24 protein-coding genes and 2 tRNA genes are annotated in these 24,352 nt (G+C 56.9%); 13 read left to right on the forward strand and 13 right to left on the reverse strand.

All coding sequences use genetic code 11. The features are described from left to right. Nucleotides 1-107: 107 nt before the first annotated feature. Together AEP_RS00005 and AEP_RS00010 are read right to left on the reverse strand one after the other, a co-directional pair. Nucleotides 108-431 (reverse strand): response regulator, encoded by a 324-nt coding sequence (locus AEP_RS00005; RefSeq protein WP_087493495.1) that lies wholly within the window; start codon nucleotides 429-431, stop codon nucleotides 108-110. Between the two features lie 131 nt (nucleotides 432-562). Continuing rightward, nucleotides 563-2,617 carry a sodium-translocating pyrophosphatase gene (locus AEP_RS00010; protein ID WP_087493496.1) on the reverse strand — a complete coding sequence of 685 codons (2,055 nt, stop codon included), beginning with the start codon at nucleotides 2,615-2,617 and terminating at the stop codon, nucleotides 563-565. Between the two features lie 228 nt (nucleotides 2,618-2,845). On the opposite strand from AEP_RS00010, the gene ppa reads away from it, so the two are divergent. Further along, on the forward strand, nucleotides 2,846-3,376 hold the full coding sequence (gene ppa, locus AEP_RS00015) for an inorganic diphosphatase (RefSeq protein WP_087493497.1): 531 nt from the start codon (nucleotides 2,846-2,848) through the stop codon (nucleotides 3,374-3,376). A gap of 139 nt (nucleotides 3,377-3,515) precedes the next feature. Here the strand turns inward: ppa and AEP_RS00020 are convergent, their stop codons facing one another. Further along, nucleotides 3,516-4,310, reverse strand: a complete 795-nt coding sequence (locus AEP_RS00020) for an esterase/lipase family protein (RefSeq protein WP_087493498.1) — start codon at nucleotides 4,308-4,310, stop codon at nucleotides 3,516-3,518. A 233-nt stretch (nucleotides 4,311-4,543) separates the two neighbouring features. On the opposite strand from AEP_RS00020, the gene AEP_RS00025 reads away from it, so the two are divergent. Both AEP_RS00025 and AEP_RS00030 read left to right on the forward strand, forming a co-directional pair. Beyond that, entirely contained in the window at nucleotides 4,544-5,065 is a 522-nt protein-coding gene (locus AEP_RS00025; protein WP_087493499.1) for a chemotaxis protein CheW, read from the forward strand. 73 nt (nucleotides 5,066-5,138) lie between these two features. Next, nucleotides 5,139-7,268, forward strand: a complete 2,130-nt coding sequence (locus AEP_RS00030; RefSeq protein WP_087493500.1) for a methyl-accepting chemotaxis protein — start codon at nucleotides 5,139-5,141, stop codon at nucleotides 7,266-7,268. Here the strand turns inward: AEP_RS00030 and AEP_RS00035 are convergent. Next, nucleotides 7,265-8,458, reverse strand: a complete 1,194-nt coding sequence (locus AEP_RS00035; protein ID WP_087493501.1) for a GNAT family N-acetyltransferase — start codon at nucleotides 8,456-8,458, stop codon at nucleotides 7,265-7,267. The two genes, AEP_RS00030 and AEP_RS00035, sit on opposite strands and share 4 nt — an antisense overlap. Nucleotides 8,459-8,531: 73 nt before the next feature. Between AEP_RS00035 and AEP_RS00040 the strand changes: the two genes are divergently transcribed. Together AEP_RS00040 and AEP_RS00045 are read left to right on the forward strand one after the other, a co-directional pair. Next, on the forward strand, nucleotides 8,532-10,208 hold the full coding sequence (locus AEP_RS00040) for an NAD+ synthase (protein WP_087493502.1): 1,677 nt from the start codon (nucleotides 8,532-8,534) through the stop codon (nucleotides 10,206-10,208). A gap of 20 nt (nucleotides 10,209-10,228) precedes the next feature. After that, the gene (locus AEP_RS00045) at nucleotides 10,229-10,567 is read left to right on the forward strand and encodes a P-II family nitrogen regulator (RefSeq protein WP_087493503.1); all 339 of its coding nucleotides are present in this window, start codon (nucleotides 10,229-10,231) and stop codon (nucleotides 10,565-10,567) included. 9 nt (nucleotides 10,568-10,576) lie between these two features. Here the strand turns inward: AEP_RS00045 and AEP_RS00050 are convergent, their stop codons facing one another. The 5 genes from AEP_RS00050 to AEP_RS00070 all read right to left on the reverse strand — a co-directional run bounded on the left by AEP_RS00050 (nucleotide 10,577) and on the right by AEP_RS00070 (nucleotide 13,265). Next, complete coding sequence (locus AEP_RS00050) at nucleotides 10,577-10,987, reverse strand: diacylglycerol kinase (RefSeq protein ID WP_087493504.1); 411 nt, start codon at nucleotides 10,985-10,987, stop codon at nucleotides 10,577-10,579. 19 nt (nucleotides 10,988-11,006) lie between these two features. Continuing rightward, entirely contained in the window at nucleotides 11,007-11,501 is a 495-nt protein-coding gene (locus tag AEP_RS00055) for an RDD family protein (RefSeq protein ID WP_087493505.1), read from the reverse strand. Between the two features lie 85 nt (nucleotides 11,502-11,586). Beyond that, on the reverse strand, nucleotides 11,587-12,228 hold the full coding sequence (locus AEP_RS00060; RefSeq protein ID WP_087493506.1) for a DUF3106 domain-containing protein: 642 nt from the start codon (nucleotides 12,226-12,228) through the stop codon (nucleotides 11,587-11,589). A 36-nt stretch (nucleotides 12,229-12,264) separates the two neighbouring features. Beyond that, entirely contained in the window at nucleotides 12,265-12,702 is a 438-nt protein-coding gene (locus AEP_RS00065) for a DUF3619 family protein (RefSeq protein WP_087493507.1), read from the reverse strand. Next, on the reverse strand, nucleotides 12,699-13,265 hold the full coding sequence (locus tag AEP_RS00070; RefSeq protein WP_087493508.1) for an RNA polymerase sigma factor: 567 nt from the start codon (nucleotides 13,263-13,265) through the stop codon (nucleotides 12,699-12,701). The genes AEP_RS00065 and AEP_RS00070 overlap by 4 nt, the downstream gene beginning before the upstream one ends. A 290-nt stretch (nucleotides 13,266-13,555) precedes the next feature. Between AEP_RS00070 and AEP_RS00075 the strand changes: the two genes are divergently transcribed. From AEP_RS00075 to AEP_RS00100, 6 genes are all read left to right on the forward strand, one after another. After that, nucleotides 13,556-15,334 carry an acetolactate synthase 3 catalytic subunit gene (locus tag AEP_RS00075; protein WP_087493509.1) on the forward strand — a complete coding sequence of 593 codons (1,779 nt, stop codon included), beginning with the start codon at nucleotides 13,556-13,558 and terminating at the stop codon, nucleotides 15,332-15,334. Nucleotides 15,335-15,470: 136 nt separating this feature from the next. Next, the gene (gene ilvN / locus AEP_RS00080) at nucleotides 15,471-15,962 is read left to right on the forward strand and encodes an acetolactate synthase small subunit (RefSeq protein ID WP_087493510.1); all 492 of its coding nucleotides are present in this window, start codon (nucleotides 15,471-15,473) and stop codon (nucleotides 15,960-15,962) included. Nucleotides 15,963-16,097: 135 nt separating this feature from the next. Then, entirely contained in the window at nucleotides 16,098-17,114 is a 1,017-nt protein-coding gene (gene ilvC / locus AEP_RS00085) for a ketol-acid reductoisomerase (protein ID WP_087493511.1), read from the forward strand. A 162-nt stretch (nucleotides 17,115-17,276) separates the two neighbouring features. Next, complete coding sequence (pssA, locus tag AEP_RS00090; protein ID WP_087493512.1) at nucleotides 17,277-18,110, forward strand: CDP-diacylglycerol--serine O-phosphatidyltransferase; 834 nt, start codon at nucleotides 17,277-17,279, stop codon at nucleotides 18,108-18,110. A 21-nt stretch (nucleotides 18,111-18,131) separates the two neighbouring features. Continuing rightward, a complete protein-coding gene (locus AEP_RS00095; protein ID WP_087493513.1) occupies nucleotides 18,132-19,670 on the forward strand; it encodes a 2-isopropylmalate synthase in 1,539 nt (512 codons plus the stop codon). 137 nt (nucleotides 19,671-19,807) lie between these two features. Next, the gene (locus AEP_RS00100; protein ID WP_442873345.1) at nucleotides 19,808-20,863 is read left to right on the forward strand and encodes a serine hydrolase; all 1,056 of its coding nucleotides are present in this window, start codon (nucleotides 19,808-19,810) and stop codon (nucleotides 20,861-20,863) included. A 38-nt stretch (nucleotides 20,864-20,901) separates the two neighbouring features. Here AEP_RS00100 and AEP_RS00105 read toward each other — a convergent pair whose 3' ends face one another. Genes AEP_RS00105 through aat form a run of 3 tightly spaced genes read right to left on the reverse strand, consistent with a single transcriptional unit; the run spans nucleotide 20,902 to nucleotide 23,243 of the window. Continuing rightward, complete coding sequence (locus tag AEP_RS00105; RefSeq protein ID WP_087493514.1) at nucleotides 20,902-21,687, reverse strand: IclR family transcriptional regulator; 786 nt, start codon at nucleotides 21,685-21,687, stop codon at nucleotides 20,902-20,904. Between the two features lie 39 nt (nucleotides 21,688-21,726). Beyond that, nucleotides 21,727-22,482, reverse strand: coding sequence for an arginyltransferase (locus tag AEP_RS00110; protein WP_087493515.1), 756 nt, complete (start codon nucleotides 22,480-22,482; stop codon nucleotides 21,727-21,729). Next, nucleotides 22,479-23,243: a leucyl/phenylalanyl-tRNA--protein transferase gene (gene aat, locus AEP_RS00115; protein WP_087493516.1), complete on the reverse strand. Its 765-nt coding sequence runs from the start codon at nucleotides 23,241-23,243 to the stop codon at nucleotides 22,479-22,481. The genes AEP_RS00110 and aat overlap by 4 nt, the downstream gene beginning before the upstream one ends. A 68-nt stretch (nucleotides 23,244-23,311) precedes the next feature. Here aat and AEP_RS00120 point away from each other — a divergent pair. Both AEP_RS00120 and AEP_RS00125 read left to right on the forward strand, forming a co-directional pair. Continuing rightward, nucleotides 23,312-23,388 (forward strand) — tRNA-Pro (locus AEP_RS00120). Between the two features lie 54 nt (nucleotides 23,389-23,442). Then, nucleotides 23,443-23,519: transfer RNA gene (locus AEP_RS00125), tRNA-Arg, on the forward strand. A gap of 9 nt (nucleotides 23,520-23,528) precedes the next feature. Here the strand turns inward: AEP_RS00125 and murI are convergent. Continuing rightward, nucleotides 23,529-24,350, reverse strand: a complete 822-nt coding sequence (gene murI / locus AEP_RS00130) for a glutamate racemase (RefSeq protein ID WP_232459884.1) — start codon at nucleotides 24,348-24,350, stop codon at nucleotides 23,529-23,531. Between the last annotated feature and the right edge of the window lie 2 nt (nucleotides 24,351-24,352).

The raw sequence follows: 24,352 nt of genomic DNA on the forward strand, positions 1-24,352 counted from the left end.
GCTACTGGATCAAAATAAACGTTTCCTGCCAAAACCTCGAAAAAGCGCTAACTCATTGATCTAACGGCCTTTTTTTGATTTTCTCGGCCGTTTATGTGTGGATCAATTCAAACATCTCCCCCCTTGACAAAGCCGGAAGCGCCGTTCTGTAACACCTGACGCATGATCTGCGTGTTGGCAGACCCGGACAACATGACGATCGGCAGCTCGGGATGGCGCTGGCCGAAGATATCGAGCGCGGCAAGGCCGGTCATGTCCGGCAAGTGATAGTCCAGCAACACCAGATCCAGATCGGGGTGGTCTGCAGCTTGGTCGAACGCCTGCGCGCAGGTCCCTGCCTGCAACACCGTCACATCTTCATCCAGTCCCTTCAGGACTTGATGCAAACCTTCACGCACCAATGCGTGGTCGTCAATCACAAGAATTTTCACGTCAGTCTCTTTGTAGACGCCGAGTTAGCGAACGTATTGCATGTTATCGCAAGGCAGGTGTCTTTACACGTCCAACAAAAAGGCCCGCAGCGCTTGGCATGCGGGCCCTGTCTGGCTGGTGACAGCGCGAATCAACCGCCGTGGATCTTCATCATGAGTGGCACGATCAGCAAGGCCACGATGTTAATGATCTTGATCAGCGGGTTGACGGCCGGACCCGCGGTGTCCTTGTAGGGGTCGCCCACAGTGTCACCGGTTACGGCGGCCTTGTGCGTCTCGGAGCCCTTGCCGCCGTGGTGCCCGTCTTCGATGTATTTCTTGGCGTTGTCCCAAGCGCCACCGCCGGTGCACATGGAGATGGCCACAAACAAGCCGGTCACGATGGTTCCCATGAGCAAGCCACCCAACGCAGCCGGGCCGAGCGCCAACCCGACCACGATAGGCACCACTACGGGCAGCAGGCTGGGGATCATCATTTCCTTGATCGCGGCGGTGGTCAGCATGTCGACTGCGGTGTCGTACTCAGGCTTGCCGCTGCCGTCCATGATGCCCTTGATTTCCTTGAATTGGCGGCGCACTTCAACCACGACAGAACCTGCTGCACGACCCACGGCCTCCATGGCCATGGCGCCGAACAGGTAGGGGATCAGCCCGCCGATGAACAGGCCGATGATGACCATCGGATCGCTCAGGTCGAAACTGATGTGCTTGCCGTAAGCATCAAGCTTGTGGGTGTAGTCCGCAAACAGCACCAGCGCGGCCAGGCCGGCGGAACCGATGGCATAGCCTTTGGTGACCGCTTTGGTGGTGTTACCTACGGCGTCCAAGGGGTCGGTAATGTCCCGCACGCTGGCAGGCAATTCGCTCATCTCGGCAATACCACCTGCGTTGTCGGTGATGGGGCCGTAGGCGTCCAGTGCCACCACGATGCCGGCCATGCTGAGCATGGACGTGGCGGCAATCGCAATGCCATACAAGCCGGCCAGTGCATAGGCGGTGTAAATGGCCATACACACAAAGATCACCGGCCAGGCGGTGGAGCGCATGGAAACACCCAAGCCCGCAATGATGTTGGTGCCGTGCCCCGTGGTCGATGCCTGGGCGATGTGCTGAACAGGCGCGTACTGGGTGCCCGTGTAGTACTCGGTGATCCAGACCAGTGCTGCGGTGAGCACCAGGCCTACGGCGCAGGCGCCGAACAGTTTGCCTGCAGCTCCGGTGCCGCCCAAGGCGTTGTCGACAATCATCGATTGCGTCACAAAATAGAACGCAATCAGGGACAGCACACCGGCTACCGCCAACCCCTTGTACAGCGCGGGCATCACGTTTTTCATGCCGGGCGATGCCTTCACGAAAAAGCAGCCGATGATGGACGCCACGATAGAAACAGCCCCCAAAGCCAGGGGATATAAAACGGCGTTGGCGCCCGCCCCACTTGCGAGAAGTGCTCCTAAAACCATAGTGGCAATCAGCGTGACTGCATAGGTCTCGAACAGGTCAGCAGCCATGCCGGCGCAGTCACCCACGTTATCGCCTACGTTGTCGGCAATCACGGCCGGGTTGCGCGGATCGTCTTCCGGAATTCCGGCTTCCACTTTGCCTACGAGGTCCGCGCCTACGTCCGCACCTTTGGTGAAGATGCCGCCGCCCAAGCGCGCGAAGATGGAAATGAGGGACGAGCCGAAGGCAAACCCGATCAGCGGGTTGAGTTTGGCCGCAGTAACGGCGCCGTCCGGCACCAGAAACCAGTAAAAGCCCGTCACACCCAGCAGGCCCAGGCCGACCACCAGCATGCCGGTGATGGCGCCGCCGCGGAATGCAACGTCCAAGGCGGGGCCAATGCCCTTGGTGGCAGCCTGCGCCGTGCGCACATTGGCACGCACCGACACATTCATGCCGATGAAGCCGCAGGCGCCGGAGAGCACCGCGCCCAGCACAAAGCCCACCGCAGAGAGACTGTCCAAAAAGATACCAATCAGGATGGTGAGCACCACGCCGACGATGGCAATGGTTTTGTATTGCCTGGCCAAGTAGGCTGCGGCGCCGGTTTGAATGGCCGCCGCAATTTCCTGCATGCGTGCGTTGCCTGCGTCCTGGGAAAGAATCCAGCTGCGTGCCCAAAAGCCGTAAGCCACGGCAATCAACCCACAGCCAAGCGCCAGAAATAGCGCTGTGTTGCCCGTCATAGAAATACTCCTCTATGGTTGTTTCGCAAAGATGGGAGCAACGCCAGCGTTGTCCCCGCTGCGTTGCTTCCTCAGTGCTCCAACCCTGCATGGCAGAGGGAGGTGATTGGCCAACACAATCAATGTAGCGTGCTTTGTCGGCCCAGCGGTGAATTCGAAAGTGCCAAGTCAGTAAAATCAGGGTTAATCCGTACGTTTCCTGTTTCAACTCATACAAAGAGAGATTGCATGTCCCTAGACAATGTCACCCCTGGCAACAAAGTGCCTGAATCGTTCAACGTCATCATCGAGATCTCGATGAACGGCGACCCCATCAAGTACGAAGTGGACAAGGCTTCCGGCTGCATCTTTGTGGACCGTTTCATGAATACGGCCATGCACTACCCCACCAACTACGGCTACGTGCCCAAGACCATCGCGGGTGACGGCGACCCCGTGGACGTGTTGGTGATCACCCCCGTGCCCCTGCCACCCGGCGTGGTAGTTCCTTGCCGTGCCATCGGTATCTTGAAGATGGAAGACGAAGGCGGCCTGGACGGCAAAGTGCTGGCGGTGCCTACTGACAAGATCCTGCCCCTGTATTCCCGTTGGAAGACGCTGGATGACCTGAACCCCGTGCGCCTGAAGGCTATCGAGCACTTTTTTGAGCACTACAAAGATCTGGACACCGGCAAATGGGTCAAGGTCCAAGGTTGGGGCGGTGTGGACGAAGCCCACAAGGAAATTCTGGACGGCATCGCAGCCTACAACCAGCAGTAAGCGGTGCGGGCCTGAGACACGGCGTTCAGCGTGTTTCAGGCCCCTAGCGCTTGTCCAGCCAGCGCGAGCAGCTATCAAAAAAATAGCGTCCCGAGGGAAATACCCGGGACGCTATTTTTTCGCCTGAACTCCGTGCGGTTTAGCGTTGCGGGTCAGGAAACAGCAGGCGCGCCAGAGAGCTACCGGGCTGAAATGCTTGCCATTTACCCTCCGCCTGCGCAAGCCGGTCTGCCACCACCCACCATGCGCTGGGGTTCAGCCCGAGGCCGATATGGCTGGCAAACACTTCTACGTTTTCTGTATGGGGTTGCTTGCGGCTTTTGGCCTGCAGACTCGCTTGCCAAGCCACGACACCGTCGCTGCGTGAATACACCGAGGTGGTGGGCACAGGGGGCGCGCCAGCCAAGTCAAACTGCTCAATCGCGTCCGTGATCTTGTGTCCGGCAGTCAGTTCATAGAGCTTCCAGGCATTGGTGCTGGTGTGGGAGCCGCCAAAGGGAGTTCCCAACGTAATCACCGCGCGCACCTGATCTGGCAACTCTTTGGCCAATTCGCGGGCGTAGATTCCGCCCAGGCTCCAGCCGACCAGACTGACTTTTCGGCCGGTACTTTGCGCGAGCTCCAGGATTTGCTGGCGCGCAGTCTCCAAAACGCCCGCGCGCGGGCCGAAGTTGTAGCCCTGGTTCCAGCCGGACACGTCATAGCCCAGGTTCTTCAGGTAGGCCCGCAGAGGCAAGGTGGATCCGTCACTGGCCGTCAGGCCGGGGAAGACGAGCACGGGGTGGCCGTCGCCCGCGGGGGCCTTGGACAGCACCGGCCAGCTGGGCAGCACCGACCAAAGCTCCCACGGCGCGCGCAACTCGAGCGCAATCAAGTGCCAGCCGGGTGCAGCAGGGTGGGGTGTGGGTTCTGACGAAGGGGCTTTGCTTGCCATGGCTTGTTGTTTCTCCTGCAGCCCTGATGATTCAGGGGGCTATTACTTTCCAAGAAGTTAGCAGTATTCCGGGCCAAGGGCACGGATACCCGTGCGCTTTAGGTGCGGCTCCTCAGGCGCGATGCGGGGGCGGATTCAAGGTGTATTTCCGCCTTTGCATTATTCCGGAGCCGGTGTATCATGAATCGATAAAAATGTTAAAAACCATTTAAATTGATTTTTGAGGTACGCCGATGGAAACCGCCCACACTTCTTCGTTGTTCGACAAATCGCACGAATCATCATCCGCTTTATCGTCCGGCGCCGATTCCGGCCAGTATTTGAGCTTGCGGCTCGGCAGTGAGGAATATGCGATCGATATCCTGCGTGTGCAGGAAATCCGGTCTTACGAGGTGCCCACCAAGATGGTCAACTCGCCGAGTTTTGTGAAGGGTGTCATCAACCTGCGCGGCGTCATCGTGCCGATTGTGGATTTGCGACTCAAGCTCAATCTGGCCAAGGTGGAGTACAACGACTTCACCGTGGTCATCATTCTGAACATCCGTGGCATGGTGGTCGGCGCGGTGGTGGACGGTGTGTCGGACGTGGTCACACTGAATGCCCAAGCTATCAAACCTGCACCGCAATTTGAGTCCGCATTGGAGTCCCGGTTTATCGTGGGGCTGGCGACCTTGGGCGAGCGCATGCTGATCGTGATGAACATGGACGCCCTGATGAGCAATTCCGAGATGGGCATGATGACCGCGGCCCTGTGAGGTCAGGCAATGCACGCTTCTTGCGTGCAGTTGCGCAGGCCAAAACAGTATTTAACTTTTGTTGGAGTAGACGATGCCATTCTCTTTTTTGAGTTCCTTGCGCGGCAAGATTGTGGGCCTGGTCGGCTTGCTCGTGCTGGTCGGGCTTGCGGGCTTGTCTGCGACCAATGTTTACACGGCCCGCTCGCATGCATTGGAGTCGCTCGACAACCAGACCCGCGCTCTGGCCCATTCGCATGCCACCGGTGTGGCGGAGTGGATTGCCAGCCGGCATCAGGTGGTCAAGGCCTTCGGCTTTGCTGTCAATGAAGCAGATCCACTGAAGTTTCTGGAAGAAGCCAAAGTGGCCGGCGATGTCGACTCGGCCTACATCGGTTACGCCGACAAGCGCACGGCCTTCTCCGAAAAGCAAAATCTGCCACCGGATTACGACCCGACAGCACGCCCTTGGTACCAGCTGGCCGCTGCATCGCAAGGCCCGGCGCTGACGCCTCCCTATGTAGATGCCGGTTCCAAAAAATTGGTAATCACCTTCTCTGCTGCCATCCGCGAGGGTGGGGCAGTCAAGGCGGTGACAGCGGTTGATGTGTTTATGGACGGTGTAGTGCGGAATGTGGCCTCTATCCGGCCGACGCCGGGCACCTACGGTTTCATCGTCGATAAAGCCGGCAAGATCATGGTGCACGAGGATATGGCCTTGGTGCTCAAGCCGGTCACCGATATTGCGCCTGATCTTGGAGGCAGCGGACTGGAGGCCCTTAGCAAGGCAGAGGCAGTTCGGGACATCCAAATCTCCGGTGAAAGCCGCTTGGCCTATGCCACGCCCATTGCCGGGACCGACTGGTTTCTGGTGATCGCGCTCAAGCGCCAGGAAGCCATGGGCGGCATTACCGCCATGGTGTGGTCCTCGGCTGTGGGTAGTCTGGCGATTGCCGTGGTCGCGGTCTTGCTGATCGGTGCCGTCCTGACCAAGGTGCTGGCGCGCCTGGTGGTGCTTAAAGATGCCATGCAGGACATCGGTTCCGGCCAGGGCGACCTGACCCGCCGTATTGAAACGTCCGGCAATGACGAGTTGGCTGCAATCGCTACCGGCTTTAACCAGTTTGTGGAGAAGACCCAGGGTGTGCTAAAGCAAGTGCGCTCCAGCGCCGACGCGGTCGCCACCGCCAGCGCCGAAATCGCCCAAGGCAACAACGACCTCTCTGCCCGCACCGAACAACAAGCCAGTGCTTTGGAAGAAACTGCAGCGTCCATGGAAGAACTCGGCTCCACCGTCAAACAAAACGCCGATTCCGCCCGTCAGGCCAATCAGCTGGCCATGAATGCCTCTACCGTGGCTATTCAAGGTGGAGAAGTCGTCGGCCAAGTCGTAGAGACCATGAAAGGCATCAACGAATCCAGCCGCAAGATTGCAGACATCATCAGCGTCATTGATGGAATTGCCTTCCAGACCAACATCCTTGCTTTGAATGCAGCGGTAGAAGCAGCACGTGCCGGAGAACAAGGCCGGGGCTTTGCAGTCGTAGCTTCTGAAGTCCGGTCCCTCGCAGGACGTTCTGCAGAAGCCGCCAAAGAAATCAAGACCCTGATCAACGCCAGCGTAGAGCGGGTAGAGCAAGGCAGTAGTCTGGTAGACAAAGCCGGTGAAACCATGACCGAAGTAGTCAGCAGCATCCGCCGGGTGACAGACATCATGGGAGAAATCAGCGCCGCCAGTTCAGAACAGAGTGCCGGTGTCTCTCAGGTTGGAGAAGCAGTCACCCAGATGGACCAGGCTACGCAACAGAACGCCGCATTGGTGGAAGAGATGGCAGCGGCTGCGAGCAGCCTGAAGAGTCAGGCCAATGACCTGGTGCAGGTGGTGGCGGTGTTCAAGCTGGGCAACGAAAGCCACGGCGCTTATTCCGGTGCAAGCGTCACAAGCGGCAACAGTTCGACCAGCGGTGGTAGTCACGCATTGGCAAGCCCTATGCCCAAAGCAGCCGTGCGGTCCAACCCGCCCCAAAAGCTGAACTTTGCTGGGCCCGAGCGTAGGGCCGCGGCTGCGGCAAGTTCAGCCAAAACTGCGCCCAAGCCAGCCGCAAAACCGGCGGCCTCACCGGCCAAAGCTCCGCCGGTGCTGACTGCTCAGGCCATCTCGCCCCCCAAGACCAGTAGCCGCGTCACGCCTGCGGGCGGGGATGCTGATTGGGAGACTTTTTAAGCCGGCTTCTTGAGCGGCGTGCGCAGCTCCAAGTGCTCCAGGTAATTTTGGATACCTTCGCCTTCACGCTCCAGAAAGCGCTGCACCGCATCTGCAAACGCCGGGTGCTGCAGCCAGTGGGCACTGCTGGTTTTGACGGGGAGCAGGGCGCGGGCCATCTTGTGTTCGCCCTGGGCGCCGCCCTCAAAGCGCCGGTAACCATTCGCAATACACCATTGCAATGGCTGGTAGTAGCAGGCTTCGAAGTGCAGGCAGTCCACGTGCTCCACAGCGCCCCAATAGCGGCCATAAGCCACTCTGTCTTCTGTGTCAAATAGGCCCGTAGCGCCGGTGGAACTTGCGCCAATAGCTATCAAACTGCTAGCAATAGGTTTGCCCTCGCGCTCCGCCACAAACAGCAGCCAATGCTCGGGCATGCTTGCGGCCATGCGCCGGAAGAAGTCGGGCGTCAGGTAGGGCGGGTTGCCGTGCTCGCGATAGGTCTGGGCATAGCAGCGGTAGAAGAAATCCCAATCTGCAGCGCTGATGTCTGCGCCTTGGCTGTGGCGGAACGTGACCCCAGCCTCAGCCACTTTGCGACGCTCCTGCTTGATCTTCTTGCGCTTCTCCTGGTTCATGGACTGCAGGAATTGGTCAAAGTCCGCGTAGCTCGGCGTGCTGTTGTGCCAGTGAAACTGCACGGTGTGCCGTGCCATCCATGTGGCATCCGTAGCACTCTGCATGTCGGCATCAGCGGCAAACAGCATGTGGGCCGACGACACGTTCACCGATTCGCACCACGCCTGTACCGCCTGCAGCAGCGCTGCACGGGCCTGTGCATCCACCGCCAGCAAGCGGGTGCCGGGCACGGGGGTGAAAGGTACGGCAATCACGGCCTTGGGGTAGTACTCCAGGCCGTGCTGCTGGTAGGCGCTAGCCCAGGCCCAGTCGAACACGTATTCGCCATACGAATGGTCTTTCAGGTAGACCACACAGGCGGCGCACAGGGAGTCGTCCCGGTGTAGGGTGATGAAGTGGGCGCTCCAGCCGGTGGCGGCCGTGGCGCTGCCGCTCTCAGCCATGGCGGCCAAGTAAGCGTGGCGCATGAAGGGGGTAGGGTGGGCTTGCGTGGCTAGCAGCACATCCCAAGCGCGGGAATCCACTTCAGAGGGTGCGTTTGACACCCGGATGACATAATCAGCGCTACCCATTTAGCGCCCCCGGCGCGACAGCCAAACGGCGACTGCAAACGCCCTCAGGCTGTGAACTTCGATCTGCTGGTTCATGACTCTCAAACTGTGCGTTGCGCAACTCAATTTCATCGTCGGTGACCTGAACGGTAATGTGAAGAAAATCGTCGATGCGGCCACCCACGCCTATGCGCAGGGTGTGCGGCTGGTGTTGACGCCTGAATTGTCCATTTGCGGCTATGCCGCTGAAGACTTGTTCTTGCGCCCCGCCTTCATCCAAGCTTGTGATGATGCCGTGAAATCGGTGGCGCAGCAGCTCGCCGGGTTAAAGGGCTTGAGCGTGGTGGTCGGTCACCCCACCGGAGGTGACAGCCGCACCCGCTCGGTCGCCATCCAGAGTCGCTTCAACGCGGCCAGTGTGTTGCGCGAAGGGCAGGTGGTCGCCCACTACGCCAAGCGGGAGTTGCCGAACTACCAGGTGTTTGACGAGCGTCGCTACTTCAGCCCCGGCCAAGGTGTGTGTGTGTTTGAAGCGGGCGAGGGCGCTGATACCGTAAAAGTGGGCATGCTCATTTGCGAAGACGCCTGGTTTGAAGAGCCTGCCCGTTTGGCCAAAGAAGCAGGTGCGGAGCTGCTGGCGGTGATCAACGCGTCACCTTTTCATGTGGGCAAGGGCTATGAACGCGAAGCACGCATGGGTGAGCGCTGCCGTGCCACGGGCTTGCCTTTGGTCTATGCCCATTTGGTAGGTGGTCAGGATGAGGTAGTTTTTGAAGGCCACTCCTTCACCTTGGATGCACAGGGTGCAGTCACCGGTCGGGCTCCGAGTTTTAAGGAAAATCTGTTTGTAGCGCAGGTGGCGCGTGCGCAAGAAGCTATCAAATTGGTAGCGGTTATTGAGCCTGAGCGGTCTGCTGAGGCGGACCTGTGGGACGCGCTGGTGCTGGGGGTGCGGGATTACGTGGGCAAGAACGGATTCCCCGGTGCGTTGCTGGGTTTGTCGGGTGGCATCGATTCCGCCTTGGTACTGGCCGTTGCGGTGGACGCACTCGGGGCCGACAAGGTGCGTGCCATCATGATGCCTTCGCCCTATACCGCTGACATCAGCTGGATCGATGCCCGCGACATGGCGGCTCGTATGGGCGTACGCTATGACGAAATTTCCATCGTTCCGGAGTTCGAAGCCTTCAAGGCCTCGTTGGCAGGTGAGTTTGCCGGCCGCGCGGAAGACACGACCGAAGAAAACATCCAGGCCCGTATCCGCGGAACTTTGTTGATGGCCTTGTCCAACAAGTTCGGCAGCATCGTGCTGACGACCGGCAACAAATCTGAAATGGCCACCGGCTATTGCACCTTGTATGGCGACATGGCCGGCGGCTTTGCGGTCATCAAGGATTTGGCCAAAACTACGGTGTTCAAGCTGGCATGGTGGCGCAACGCCCATGACCCCTATGGAACCGGCGCCTCCCCGATTCCTGAGCGCATCATCACGCGCCCGCCCAGTGCCGAGTTGCGCCCGGATCAGAAGGACCAGGACAGTCTGCCGCCGTACGAGGTGCTGGACGGTATCCTGGAGCGCTATATGGAGAACGACGAGAGTATGGAGACCATCATCGCCGCAGGTTACCGGACGGAAGATGTCGAGCGCGTCACCCGGCTCATCAAGATCAATGAGTACAAACGCCGCCAGGCGCCGGTAGGAATCCGCGTTACCCACCGCAGCTTCGGCAAGGATTGGCGTTATCCTATTACTAACCGTTTTCGGGCCTGATTTTTACAATGGACACGCAGATGAAACAAATTACCGCCATCGTCAAACCCTTCAAGTTGGAAGAAGTCCGTGAAGCGCTCGCTGAGTGCGGCGTGACCGGCCTGACCGTGACCGAAGTCAAAGGCTTCGGCCGCCAGAAAGGTCATACCGAGCTCTACCGCGGCGCGGAGTACGTCGTGGACTTCCTGCCCAAGATGAAGGTTGAAGTGGTTGTGAAAACCGATGACGTGGACCGCTGCGTGGACGCCATCGTTAAAGCTGCTCACACCGGCAAAATCGGTGACGGCAAAATTTTTGTGACCAGCGTGGAGCGTGTGGTGCGCATCCGCACTGGCGAACAGGACGAGTCCGCTGTCTAAGCTAAACGCCTAAACAGCAAAACGCTGCCAAAGCGCCGCACACCAGATGGCGGCGCAAAGCAGCAGACTTAGCAGCACGGCAGCACTGCCGATGTCTTTGGCCCGTTTGGACAGTTGGTGCCATTCGGGGCCTACGCGGTCGACTACGGACTCGACTGCGGTGTTCAGTAACTCCACCACCATCACTGCAATGACGCTTGCCGCGAGGACGGCGCTCTCTACCCAGCTTTGACCCACAAAAAGGGATGCCGGTAGCAGCACCAATGCCAGAACACATTCCTGCCGGAATGCGGGCTCATTCCACCCGGCTCGCAAGCCTGCCCATGAGTAGCGGGTCGCATGCAGAATGCGGCTCAAGCCCCGACGTTGTTTTTGCGGGTTGACCGCGGGATCGGGGTGAATGTCGGACGTAGATTGCATGAGACCTTGATATCGCCGCTCAGCGGCTGAGGGGGGCTGAGGTGACGAGACGGGTGCCGGCCCATGCGTCGTGCCAGAACTGCCGTTGAGGGTGAAAGCGGCTCAAGATGGCCCAGACGGCAAACCAGCCCAGGCAGATGACGACGATCTCACCACCCGACAGGTGAAAGGGCGATACCGCCAGCAAGGGCGGGAGGAACCACACCCAGCTCAACACGTAGCGCCCCAAAGCGCGCAGTTGCGTAATCTTTTTGCCGTCACGACCGACTACCCGGATATTCCATGTTTTCATGGCCAGTGTCTGCCCATGGGCCCAAAACCAGACGAAGTAAATGCCCAGCACCACAAACAAGAAAGCTTGCAAAGCGTGCCGGTTGTCCAGAGCGTAACGCGTCTGGCTGAGGGTGCCAAAGAGGTATCCGGCCAGGAATACAACCCCGAAAAGCAGAATGCCTTCGTAAACCCAGCACGCCATGCGGCGCCACAGACCGGGCGTGTCCAACGCGATTGTCATCAAAGTAGCGACCTTCGTAGAAATGAAGGCCAGATTGTAGGCACCTCAATATCGCCCGCGCATGCATGCCGGGTAATGCAGATGCTTAGTTGGTGCTGGACGGCTTGGCCGCAGGTGCCAACGGCAGCAGCGTGTTGCGGTCCACGGGCTGTTGGGCAGCCAGTTTTTCTCTTTGGGTGTCCGGCGAATTGCGCGTCAGAGGAACTGGCGTCAGCTTTTGAGGGGAAGGGGCTTTGGCCGCAATGGCTGCACCGGCGGGCTTCGCGGCTGCCTTTTTGGCCAATGCCTCTTTCTCTTCAGGGCTCAACGCTTGGTAAGCCTCCCAGTTGGCGGCTCGCTCTGCAGCGGGCGTTTTTTTGGTTTCCGCAAAGTTCAGGCGCGCTTGCTGACGCTCTTTAGGCTTGAGGGCCGCCCATTCGCCCATGCGGCTGTGCAGCTTTTCCTTATCGCCAGCAGACATATTGCCGAAATTCTGCGACAAGGCAATCCACTTGCGCTGATGTCCGTCTGTGAGTGTCTCCCAAGACGTCTGAAGCGGTGCAAGTGCCGTCTTTTGTGCACTCGTGAGGCTCGCCCACGTGATTGCAGGGGCTGCCGCGCCCGCTTGAGCGACTGGCGCGGGCGCATTTTGGGCCCATGACATTTCAGGCGCACCAAGCATCGACGTCGCGCAAATTGCGGTCAACGCTGCGTTCTTGGCGGTGGCGTGAAAGGGTAGGCGTTGCATGGCTATCAGAAAAAAAGAATGTAAGGGCAGTCGCGTTTACTTTTCCTGGTTGTTACGTAAAAACTGTGCAAATCCTGGATCGGTGTAAGCCGCAGGGGGCAGCGCATCGGTCAGCAATTCGGTATCCACGTCTGCAATTTCTTGGGCGGTCCAATCATCTTGCGCTATCCCGATCACGACCATACCAGTGATCAGCGCCAACAATGGCAACCAAGAACCTAATTGCGTCATCAAATTCCGGAAGCCGGAACGCATTCCCATGGTCGCCTGACCGGCTTGTGCGATCACGACGTTGTCAGAAGCTGCCTCTGCGACCAACTTGCGCTTGGCTAAAGCTTGCATGCGGGCCACCTTCAGCCGCTCCGAGATGTCATGGGGTAAGGCGTTGGCGCCCTCGTTCAGGCGTGAGGTGATCGCGCGTGCAACAGTTTCTTGTAGTTCGGCACCGGAACGGTGCGATTTTCTTGTTGTCATAGCCGGATTCCCTTTCCTTTCAACGCATTTCCCAGGGCCTGCACCGCTCTGGAGCAGTGTGTCTTGACGCTGCCTTGTGAGCAACCCATTGCGGCAGCCGTTTCCGCAACATCCATATCCTCCCAATAACGCATGAGGAAGGCTTCCCGTTGACGTGGCGGCAACCGCAAAATTTCTTCTTCAATCGAAAGCAAGGTTTGTGCACGCTCGGTTTGCGTTTCCGCACTTTCTGATTGCTCTCCGCCTTGGTCTGTCACCAAGGACTCCAATAGATTGAAGTCTTCGTCCTCAGTTCCCGACTCGAAATCACTCAATGTTGAGAACAGAGCGCTGTAAGTTTTTTGCCGGCGAAACCAGTCCAAGGTGCTGTTGGACAAAATCCGCTGAAATAGCATTGGGAGCTCTTCAACCGGCTTGTGGCCGTAGTGTTCGGCCAATTTCATCATGCTGTCCTGAACGATATCCAAAGCGGATTCATCGTTGCGGACATGGTATGCCGCCCGTTTGAAGGCCCGTCTTTCGACACTTTTCAGGAAATCAGAGAGTTCTTTTTCGGTTGCCAAGTGACTGGACCATTGAAGGCATAAACAAAAGTCTGACAGACTGTCTCAACGCAATTTCTGGCGGAGAAGCCCGTGATTATTGCATTCCGGCAAGGACTGCAAACCGTCGTTCGAAAGGGCGTGTCTAAACAAATGCCATAATACCGGTGCAATTAAAAGGCAAACGGGTCCTGGTCCGGCGCAACATTCAATGCGCCCATGGCTTTGACCTTAAGTCCCGACGCGACTCCACAAGTGTTTGCGAAGGGGCACCCAAGGTTTTTCGTCAGAGAAATTCACAAAGGTTCATCATGGAAATTTCTAAAGCCGAAATCGCTTCGGCCGCATCTGCATCCAAATCCGCCGCCGTTCCCGAATTGAGGGGCGCGGAAGTCCTTGTCAAAGCGCTACAAGCCGAAAACGTCAAATACATCTGGGGTTACCCCGGAGGTGCAGTTCTGCACATTTACGACGCTTTCTACAAGCAAGACACAATCCAACACGTTCTGGTACGCCACGAGCAAGCAGCCGTGCATGCTGCCGACGGCTACGCACGCGCCACCGGTGATGTCGGCGTGGCGTTAGTGACATCCGGGCCGGGCCTGACCAATGCCGTGACCGGCATTGCCACTGCTTACATGGATAGCATTCCCATGGTGATTATTTCCGGTCAGGTGCCTACGCACGCGATCGGACTGGATGCTTTCCAAGAGTGCGACACCGTTGGTATCACACGCCCCATCGTGAAGCACAACTTCCTCGTGAAGGACGCCAAGGACATGGCGGAAGTCATGAAGAAGGCGTTCCATATCGCTCGCAGTGGCCGTCCCGGCCCTGTGGTGGTCGATATCCCCAAGGACGTGTCATTCAAGAAGGTGCCTTATCACGGCTACCCTGAGAGCGTGGAAATGCGTTCTTACAACCCGGTGCGCAAGGGCCACGGCGGACAAATCCGCAAGGCCTTGCAGCTGTTGTTGACGGCCAAACGTCCCTACATCTACACCGGTGGCGGCGTGTTGCTGAGCAACGCTTCCAACGAACTCCGCACTCTGGTGGACATGTTGGGCTACCCTTGCACCAATACCTTGATGGGTCTTGGTGCGTACCCTGCGAGTGACCGCAAGTTCCTCGGCATGCTGGGCATGCACGGTACCGTCGAAGCCAACAACGCCATGCAGAACTGCGATGTACTCTTGGCGGTTGGTGCCCGTTTTGATGACCGCGTGATCGGCAACCCCAAGCACTTCGCCCAGAATGAGCGCAAGATCATTCATATTGACATTGACCCATCCAGTATCTCCAAGCGGGTGAAAGTCGATATTCCAATCGTCGGTGACGTCAAAGACGTACTCAACGAAATGATCGCGATGATCCGTGAGGGTTCGACCAAGCCTGACGCGAATGCATTGGGCGCGTGGTGGGACACGATTGAAGGCTGGCGCAAGCGTGATTGCATGAAATACAACCCCGGCAACGGCGATGTGATCAAGCCGCAATATGTCGTGGAAACTCTTTGGAATATGACCAAAGACGCCGACACTTACATCACGTCCGATGTGGGGCAACACCAGATGTGGGCTGCGCAGTACTACAAGTTTGACGAGCCCCGTCGCTGGATCAACTCCGGTGGTCTGGGAACCATGGGCGTGGGCATTCCCTATGCCATGGGCATCAAGCTGGCCAAGCCTCAAAGCGAGGTGTTCTGCATTACCGGCGAAGGCTCGGTACAAATGAACATCCAGGAGCTTTCCACCTGCCTGCAGTACAACACGCCTATCAAGATCTGCTCCTTGAATAACCGTTACCTCGGGATGGTGCGTCAGTGGCAGGAAGTGGAATATGAAGGTCGCTACAGCCACAGCTACATGGATGCATTGCCGAACTTTGTGAAGTTGGCAGAAGCCTATGGTCACGTCGGTATGTTGATTGAGCGCCCCCAGGATGTGGAACCCGCATTGCGCGAGGCCCGCAAACTCAAGGACCGCACAGTGTTCATGGACTTCCGCACAGATCCCACTGAAAACGTGTTCCCCATGGTCCAAGCCGGCAAGGGCATCACAGAGATGCTGCTCGGGTCGGAGGATCTCTAAACAGATTTACGTCAATTAGTGCTCTAGCGCACATCCAGTGTGCGCGAGCTGCTATCATTTTTGAAGAATCTATTGTCTGCCAAGCTGTGCGGTTACCGCCGCACGGGGAGGGCAGCGAAAAGAGGAATCGGTTTTTATGAAACACATCATTGCAGTTTTGCTGGAAAACGAACCCGGCGCCTTGTCCCGTGTTGTGGGCTTGTTTTCGGCCCGCGGATATAACATTGAATCGTTGACTGTGGCTCCCACAGAGGACCCGAGCTTGTCGCGCATGACCATTCAGACCACCGGCTCTGATGACGTGATCGAACAAATTACCAAGCACCTGAACCGCCTGATTGAGGTGGTGAAGGTGGTGGATCTCACAGAAGGTGCCTACATCGAGCGTGAGCTCATGATGGTAAAGGTTCGTGCGGTGGGCAAGGAGCGCGAAGAGATGAAGCGCATGGCCGACATCTTCCGTGGCCGCATCATCGATGTGACTGAAAAGAGTTACACCATCGAACTCACAGGCGATCAATCCAAGAACGATGCGTTCCTTGAAGCCATCGAGCGCACCGCCATTCTGGAAACGGTGCGAACCGGCTCCAGTGGCATCGGTCGCGGTGAGCGCATTCTGCGGGTTTGATGAAGTTTTTCCTGTGTGTGCTTCGGCTGGCTCAACACACAGGGATTGTTTGGCGACAGTGTTTACCGTTCGCCCCGAGCTTAGGTAGTTTTTGCAACAGGGCGCTTTTTGCCAATATTTATTTCGGAGAGAAAAATGAAAGTTTTTTACGACAAGGATTGTGACCTGAGCCTGATCAAGGGCAAGACAGTTGCCATCATCGGTTACGGCAGCCAAGGCCATGCACACGCGCAAAACTTGAACGACAGCGGCGTGAAAGTCGTGGTCGGTCTGCGCAAGGGCGGAGCTTCCTGGGACAAAGTCGGCAAAGCCGGCTTGACCGTGATGGAAGTGAACGATGCGGTCAAGGCTGCTGACGTCGTCATGATCCTGTTGCCCGACGAGCAAATCGCCGAGGTGTACACCAACAACGTGGCTCCCAACATCAAGCAAGGCGCTTCTTTGGCGTTTGCACACGGCTTCAACGTGCATTACAACCAAGTCGTGCCTCGTGCCGACCTGGATGTCTGGATGGTTGCTCCCAAAGCCCCTGGCCACACCGTGCGCAACACATACACCCAAGGTGGCGGCGTGCCTCATTTGGTCGCTGTACACCAGGATAAGTCCGGCAAAGCCCGTGACTTGGCTCTGAGCTACGCGATGGCCAACGGTGGCGGCAAGGCCGGCATCATTGAAACCAACTTCAAGGAAGAAACTGAAACCGACTTGTTCGGTGAGCAGGCTGTGTTGTGCGGTGGCGCAGTTGAGCTGATCAAGATGGGTTACGAGACCCTGGTGGAAGCCGGCTACGCACCTGAAATGGCGTACTTCGAGTGCTTGCATGAACTGAAGCTGATCGTGGACCTGATCTACGAAGGCGGCATTGCCAACATGAACTACTCCATCTCCAACAATGCGGAGTTCGGTGAGTACGTGACAGGCCCTGAAGTCATCAACGAAGAGTCCCGCAAGGCCATGCGCAACGCATTGAAGCGCATCCAGAACGGTGACTACGCCAAGATGTTCATCCAGGAAGGCCGTTTGAACTACCCAAGCATGACAGCGCGCCGTCGCAACACCGCTGATCACAGCATCGAGGTGGTGGGTTCGCAATTGCGCGCCATGATGCCTTGGATCGCCAAGAACAAGTTGGTGGACCAGACCCGCAACTAAGCAGTTGCAGGCACACCAAAAGGCCACTTCGGTGGCCTTTTGTGTTGATGGGTGTTCTTCAGGAGGGCTTCATTGCACTGCTTTACACTGCACCCCAATCGTGCCGGCACGGAGTGCTCCAATCTGGATCGCTTGGTCGTGTGTGGCTGGCAAGGAGAATTTATGCATGATGGTTCTGAATCAAAAGTTGCAAGCGCTGACGCTGTGGTCATTGTGAAGCGACGCAAGGGCATTTATGTTTTGCCCAATCTGTTCACCCTGGCAGCTCTGTTTGGCGGGTTTTATGGCATCGTGATGGCGATGAATGGCCGATACGATCTGGCCTGTGTCGGCATCTTTTTGGCCATGGTCCTGGATAGTCTCGATGGCCGCGTAGCGCGCATGACCAATACCCAAAGTGCCTTCGGTGAGCAGATGGATTCTCTTTCCGACATGGTGTCGTTTGGTGCGGCTCCTGCGTTGATTTCGTATATCTGGGCTCTCAAGGAGCTGGGACGTTGGGGTTGGATCGCTGCCTTTGTCTACTGCGCCTGCGCTGCGCTTCGACTTGCCCGATTCAATGTGAATACCGCCGTTGTGGACAAGCGCTATTTCCAAGGCTTGCCTTCACCTGCAGCAGCAGCGTTGGTCATTGGCTTTATCTGGCTGATGACCGAGTTGGGCTTCAAGGGAACAGAGTCGGTCTGGGGCATTTCTATCGCTTGGGTCACCTTCTCTTTTGCTTTGTATGCCGGCCTGACCATGGTGACCAACGTGCCTTTCTACAGCTTCAAAGATGTCAGCATGAAGAAGAGCGTGCCATTCGCCGTGATCGTTCTGATTGCTTTGGGAATCGCGGTTATCAACATTGATCCGCCCACCGTCATTTTTGGAGTTTTTGTGGTCTATGGTCTGAGCGGCTATGTGATCTATGCCGTCAGAAAAGCTCGCGGCGTGCAGACAAGCGTGATCAGCACCTCTACCGACGAGCCGGACGAACGCGGCTTGCACATGTAAATCAGTATTGGAGAAGAATCGATGACAGACAAGTTGATCATTTTCGACACCACCTTGCGTGACGGTGAGCAGTCGCCCGGTGCATCCATGACGCGCGACGAAAAGTTGCGTATTGCGCGCCAGTTGGAGCGCTTGCGGGTGGATGTGATTGAGGCTGGTTTCGCAGCTAGCTCAAACGGCGATTTTGAGGCTGTTCAACTGATCGCCAACTCCATAAAGGATTCGACGGTGTGTTCGCTGTCGCGCGCCAATGACCGTGACATCGCCCGTGCAGCCGAGGCCCTCAAGGGCGCCAATAGCGCACGTATTCACACTTTCATTGCAACTTCAGCCTTGCACATGGAAAAGAAGCTGCGTATGACACCCGAGCAGGTGCTCGAGCAGGCCAAGCAGTCCGTAAGGTTTGCGCGCAATTTGGTAGCAGATATCGAGTTCAGCCCCGAAGATGGCTACCGCAGTGACCCTGATTTTTTGTGCCGTGTTCTGGAAGCCGTGATTGCTGAAGGGGCGAGCACCATCAATGTGCCGGATACCGTGGGTTATGCCGTGCCAGAGCTGTACGGCAACTTCATCAAGAATTTGCGGGAACGCATACCTAACTCGGACAAAGCGATCTGGTCGGTGCACTGCCATAACGACCTTGGCATGGCTGTCGCCAACTCGTTGGCAGGCGTCAAGATCGGTGGTGCACGCCAGGTCGAATGCACCGTCAATGGTTTGGGCGAACGGGCCGGCAATTGCAGCTTGGAAGAAATCGTCATGGCGGTCAAAACCCGCAAGGACTATTTTGGTCTGGAGCTGGGTATCGATGCCAAGCACATCCTGGCTGCAAGTCGTATGGTCAGCCAGACGACCGGGTTCGTGGTGCAACCGAATAAGGCAGTCGTTGGAGCCAACGCATTTGCCCACGCTTCGGGCATTCACCAGGACGGCGTCCTCAAAGCGCGGGATACCTACGAAATCATGCGCGTTGAAGACGTGGGTTGGACCGCCAACAAGCTAGTGCTCGGAAAGCTCAGTGGTCGCAATGCGTTCAAACAGCGTTTGCAGGAGCTAGGTGTTCAGCTCGACAGCGAGTCGGAAATCAATGCCGCGTTTGCGCGATTCAAAGAGCTGGCTGACCGCAAGAGCGAGATTTTTGACGAAGATATTTTGGCACTTGTCGGCGACGAAAGCGTGTCCTTGGAGAGTGAGCAATATGGCTTCGTGTCCCTGTCCCAGCACAGTGAAACCGGCGAACGTCCCCGTGCGGCCATCGTCTTTACTGCTGGTGGCAAGGAAATGAAGGGCGAGTCCGATGGAAATGGTCCTGTGGATGCCTCTCTCAAAGCCATTGAGTCGCTCGTCAAGAGCGGTGCCGAGATGGTCCTGTACTCTGTGAATGCCATTAGTGGTTCAACTGAAAGCCAAGGCGAAGTGACGGTACGTTTGCAAAATAGTGGCCGGGTCGTAAATGGAGTCGGCGCTGATCCCGACATCGTGGTGGCTTCTGCGAAGGCTTATTTGAGTGCCCTGAACAAGCTTCAGAACAAGGCTGACAGGGTTGCTGCTCAAGGTTGAGTACAGTCTTTTGAAAAATAGTTGAGGTTTAGCCTGCAAGTAGTTGATCTATTTAGAGTTTTTTGATTAAACTGCCGGCAAACATCATAAAAAGCGTTTGCATCCCGTGTGAAAACGCTTTTTTCAAAGGAATTACGTTGAAACGCATACTCATTCAACTGGGCGTCGCAGGCTTTTTGGTCTCGTCGCTGTTGCTTTCTCAGGATGCAGCTGCGACGACCAAGCAGAAAAAAGTGGTAGCGAAAGCCACAGCGACCAAGGTGCAGGCCAACGTCAAATCGACTCGCAATAAAAAGCAAATTGCCAAAAGTCCCAGGGCAGCCAAAGTAGTTGCAGTTGCTCCCAAGCCTTCCTATGGGCAACTCGCGGGATTGCACGGTAAGCAGGATGCATTGGACTTAAAGTCCAGTGTGGCTTTCGTAGTTGATCAGGACACCAAAGAGGTTCTGTTCAGCAAAAATGAAAACGCCGTGTTGCCCATCGCCTCCATCACCAAATTAATGACGGGTGTCGTAGTGAGCGAGGCACGATTGTCGATGGACGAAACCATCGAAATCACACAGGCAGACGTAGATACTGAAAAAGGCAGTTCTTCACGTTTGCGTGTGGGCACCGAGTTGTCCCGTGGTGAGTTGCTGCACTTGGCGCTGATGGCGAGCGAAAACCGGGCTGCCCATGCTTTGGGTCGTACATTCCCCGGTGGACTGCAGCATTTCGTAGGCCTGATGAATCAGAAAGCCCGTATCTTGGGTATGACCGATACCCAGTACGTAGAGCCCACAGGATTGAACAGCCGCAATCAGTCCAGCGCCAAGGACTTGGCTACTTTGGTCAACTACGCCTACAGCGATGCCACATTGCGTGAGTTGTCGACATCCACTGGATACCAGGTGGAAGTGGGGAACCGTACCCTCCAATACAACAATACCAATCGCTTGGTGAAAAATCCGGCTTGGGAAATCGGCTTGCAGAAGACTGGATACATCACAGAAGCTGGACAATGTTTGGTGATGCAGGCCAAAATTGCGGGTCGCAAGCTGATCATGGTTTTCCTGGACTCTGCAGGCAAACTGACTCGTATTGCAGACGCTGAACGGGTTCGCAAGTGGGTCGAAACGGGGCATCCTGCCACTGGCACCAAGTCTTCACCCTTGGCCTTACGCGGCTTCGACAGTCGCATCGCGACGAACTAAAAAAGGGCCTGTAAAGACAGGCCCTTTTTTCTTGAGGGTCAGCGCAGATTCGGCCTGAAGCCTAACGTCTCGGAGATGTGACGGGCGGTTTCTTTCAGCTTGGGCAGCCAGTCGTCTTCCAATCGCCCGGAAGGCGCTGAAATCGACAGGCCTGCGACCAATTTGCCTTGGTCGTCGTAGATGCCTGCGGCCATACAACGGACACCCAATTCGAGTTCCTCATTGTCACTGGCTTGGCCATATTGCCGGACCTTTGCAAGCTCACGCTCTAATGAATCCAGTTCGGTAATGCTGTTTTTGGTGTGCCCTTGCAGGCCCGTCCTGCTGGCGTAGGAGCGGATGCGCAGCGGGTCGTCTGCTGCCAGAAACAGTTTGCCCACGGAGGTCAGGTGGAGTGGAGCTCTGCCACCGATAGCACGCACCACTTGCATGCCACTGCGCTCACTGTAGGCGCGTTCCACATAAATGATTTCGTCTCCTTGGCGCATGCTCAGATTGACGGGCTGCTGTGTCAGCTTGTGAAGCTCGCGCATAGGGCCTAGGGCAGCGTCCCGCACGTTGAGTCGGGCTTTCACCAAGTTACCCAATTCCAAAAGACGCATGCCCAAACGGTAGCTACCCGACTGAGGGCGATCCACAAAACGACCGGACACCAAGTCGTTGAGGATGCGGTGGGCCGTTGAAGGATGAAGGCCGGCCCTCTCACTGATTTCCTTCAATGGAATCGCATCTTCACGGGATGCCAACACATCGATCAAGGTGAACATGCGTTCCAGAACCTGGACAGCCGGCGCGGATTGTGGGTCGTGTTCTTTTTTTGTCATGGTGGTGCTTTGCTGGATGTTAACCCGTCAAAGGATCATTCATGGTTCCTCAGGCTCGGCGAGTGTTTTCCAACTACCGTTTACCAGTAGTTCGTGAGGGCGAAACCGTGCCTTGTAATCCATTTTCGGGCTCTCAGTGATCCAATAGCCGAGGTAAACATATTGCAAGCCCAATTGCCGCGCCTGCTCAATTTGCCAGAGCACGTTGAAGGTGCCGTAGCTGGTTTGGGCTTCCGGGGCGAAAAAAGTGTAAACAGCCGAGATACCGTTGTCTAGAACATCGAGTATGGAGACCATCTTGAGTTCGCCGACCGCGTCAGGAGTAGCAGGTGCTTTCCGGAATTCAACCAAGCGGGAGTTCACCCTGCTGTGGAGCAAGAACTGCACGTATTGGTCGATACTGTCCTCGTCCATGCCTCCGCCTGCATGCCGGGTCACCTGGTATTTCAGATAGAGGTCGTAATGCTCTCGTGAGAATCCCAGATTCAACACGCGAACCTGCAAGTCAGCGTGCTGCTTCCAAGCACGACGTTGGCTTTTGTCTGGCTTGAATTCGTTCACGGAAATCCGCAGGGGCGTGCAGGCTTGGCAGCCATCGCAATAAGGGCGGTAAGTGAACATGCCACTACGACGGAAGCCCTTCGCAACCAAGCTCGAATAAGTTGCCGTGTCGATGATGTGACTGGGAGTAGCCACTTGGGATCGTGCCTGACGATCGGGCAGATAGCTGCAGTCGTAAGGCGCTGTAGCGTAAAACTGCAGCGTCTGGAGAGGAAGGTCGGTCAGATCCGTCATGTGGGGTTTGCGCAGGCTGACAACAGCTGATCCCAGTATAGGGGCTGAAACTTCCATTCGATTCCGGGTTGGGCCGTTGCATCCGATAAGTAGTTCGAGAAAATGCTCCGGTCAACCGGCCGCGCTCCCAGGAATGCCAAATGATCTGTCACCTGCTGGCAGTCGATCCAATCAACACCTTGAGCCATCGACATGCTCACCAATGCTGTCAGTGCGATCTTGGATGCATCTGTCTGTCGCGCAAACATAGACTCTCCGAAAACCGCACGACCTATGGAAACGCAATACAGCCCTCCCATCAAGACACCGTCCTGCCATGTCTCCACACTGTGAGCGTGCCCGCGTTTGTGCAGCTCCAAATAGGCAGCTTTTATCTCTGGAACGATCCAAGTCCCGCTTTGACCGGCTCGCTCGCTGCCAGAGCACGCATCGATGACCGCTCCAAAGTCGTGATCCACCCGGATCTCCGCGCCTGGCGTGTTACGGAATTTTTTGATGACTTTCCGCAGCGACCGGTGCAGCCGGAACTCGTGGGTGTGAAGAGTCATGCGTGGATTGGTGCTCCACCATAAAGTCGGTTGTCCATCGCTGAACCACGGAAAGATTCCGTGTCCATACGCATCCAACAAGGTAGCCGCGTCCAGTGCGCCACCAGCAGCCAATAGCCCGGGCGCGGGCGTATCGTCCCCCCACGCCTCGAATATGGAGGGAAACGGATCAGCCGGCTGCAGCCATGGCAGGGGAGGGGCGGAAACAGACATCAGGTGGTTTGCAAAAAATCAGCGTGGTGGCTAAAATAGCCCTCGAATCAGGTTAGAATACCAGCTGTCGGGGTGTAGCGCAGCCTGGTAGCGCATCTGCTTTGGGAGCAGAGGGTCGCGAGTTCGAATCCCGCCGCCCCGACCATTCTTTCAAAATCAAAGGCCCTGAAGTTTTACTGCTTTGGGGCCTTTGTTCTTTGTGCCCGTAGCTCAGTTGGATAGAGCAACAGCCTTCTAAGCTGTGGGTCGGGGGTTCGATCCCCTCCGGGCACGCCACGGTGCGGGTTAACTATGCAGCGGTAGCGCTACAGCATCCAAATCTAGCCACCGCAGCGCTGCTGATGCCAGCGCAGACGGCTCGCCTGAACTGTAGAACGCGACGTCAGCTGTTTTTCCCGGCTCCTCATCGTGGAGCTGGTTTGCAGCCACCAACAATCGTCGCGTCTGCTTTGCCACTGGCGCCCCTCCCTCCAGGTAAGCGACTGCCTCACCAGTACTCGCGCGCAAGGAACTCTCTGCGAAGGGGTAATGGGTACACCCAAGTACCAAGGTGTCGATTTCTCCCGCATTTGAGCCAAAAGGGCCCATGGCGCCCGCATATTGTGCGCAAGCAGCTCCTATTTTGATAGCGTCTAAGGCTTCGATGGCAGGTACTAGGCCGGAGCAGGGCTGAAGAACAAAGGTGGCCTGGTTCTCCAGCGATGTAAGCAGCCGCTTGAACTTTTCACTATTGAGCGTGCTGCGCGTCGCCATCACGCCGATGACCTTGGTTTTGCTCTGTACCACTGCCGGCTTCAAAGCCGGCTCAATGCCGATGATGGGGAGCTCTGGGTGGGCCTCCCTCAGGACGTGAATGGCCGCTGCGGTTGCCGTATTGCACGCCACAACCAGTGCCTTGACCTGGTGGCGGTCTCTGAACCAGCGAACAATGGTGTGGGATCGCTCAATCAGGTAGTCGTCATCGCGCTCCCCGTAGGGCGCGTGGCCGCTGTCGGCCACATAAACAAACTTTTCATGGGGCAGCTCGGCCCGGAGCGCCCGCAGGACGCTCAGGCCACCCACCCCACTGTCAAACACCCCGATGGGGCAGATGCTGAGCTTGGACAAAG

It is taken from the genome of Curvibacter sp. AEP1-3 (assembly GCF_002163715.1).
Classification (GTDB): Bacteria; Pseudomonadota; Gammaproteobacteria; order Burkholderiales; family Burkholderiaceae_C; genus Allorhodoferax.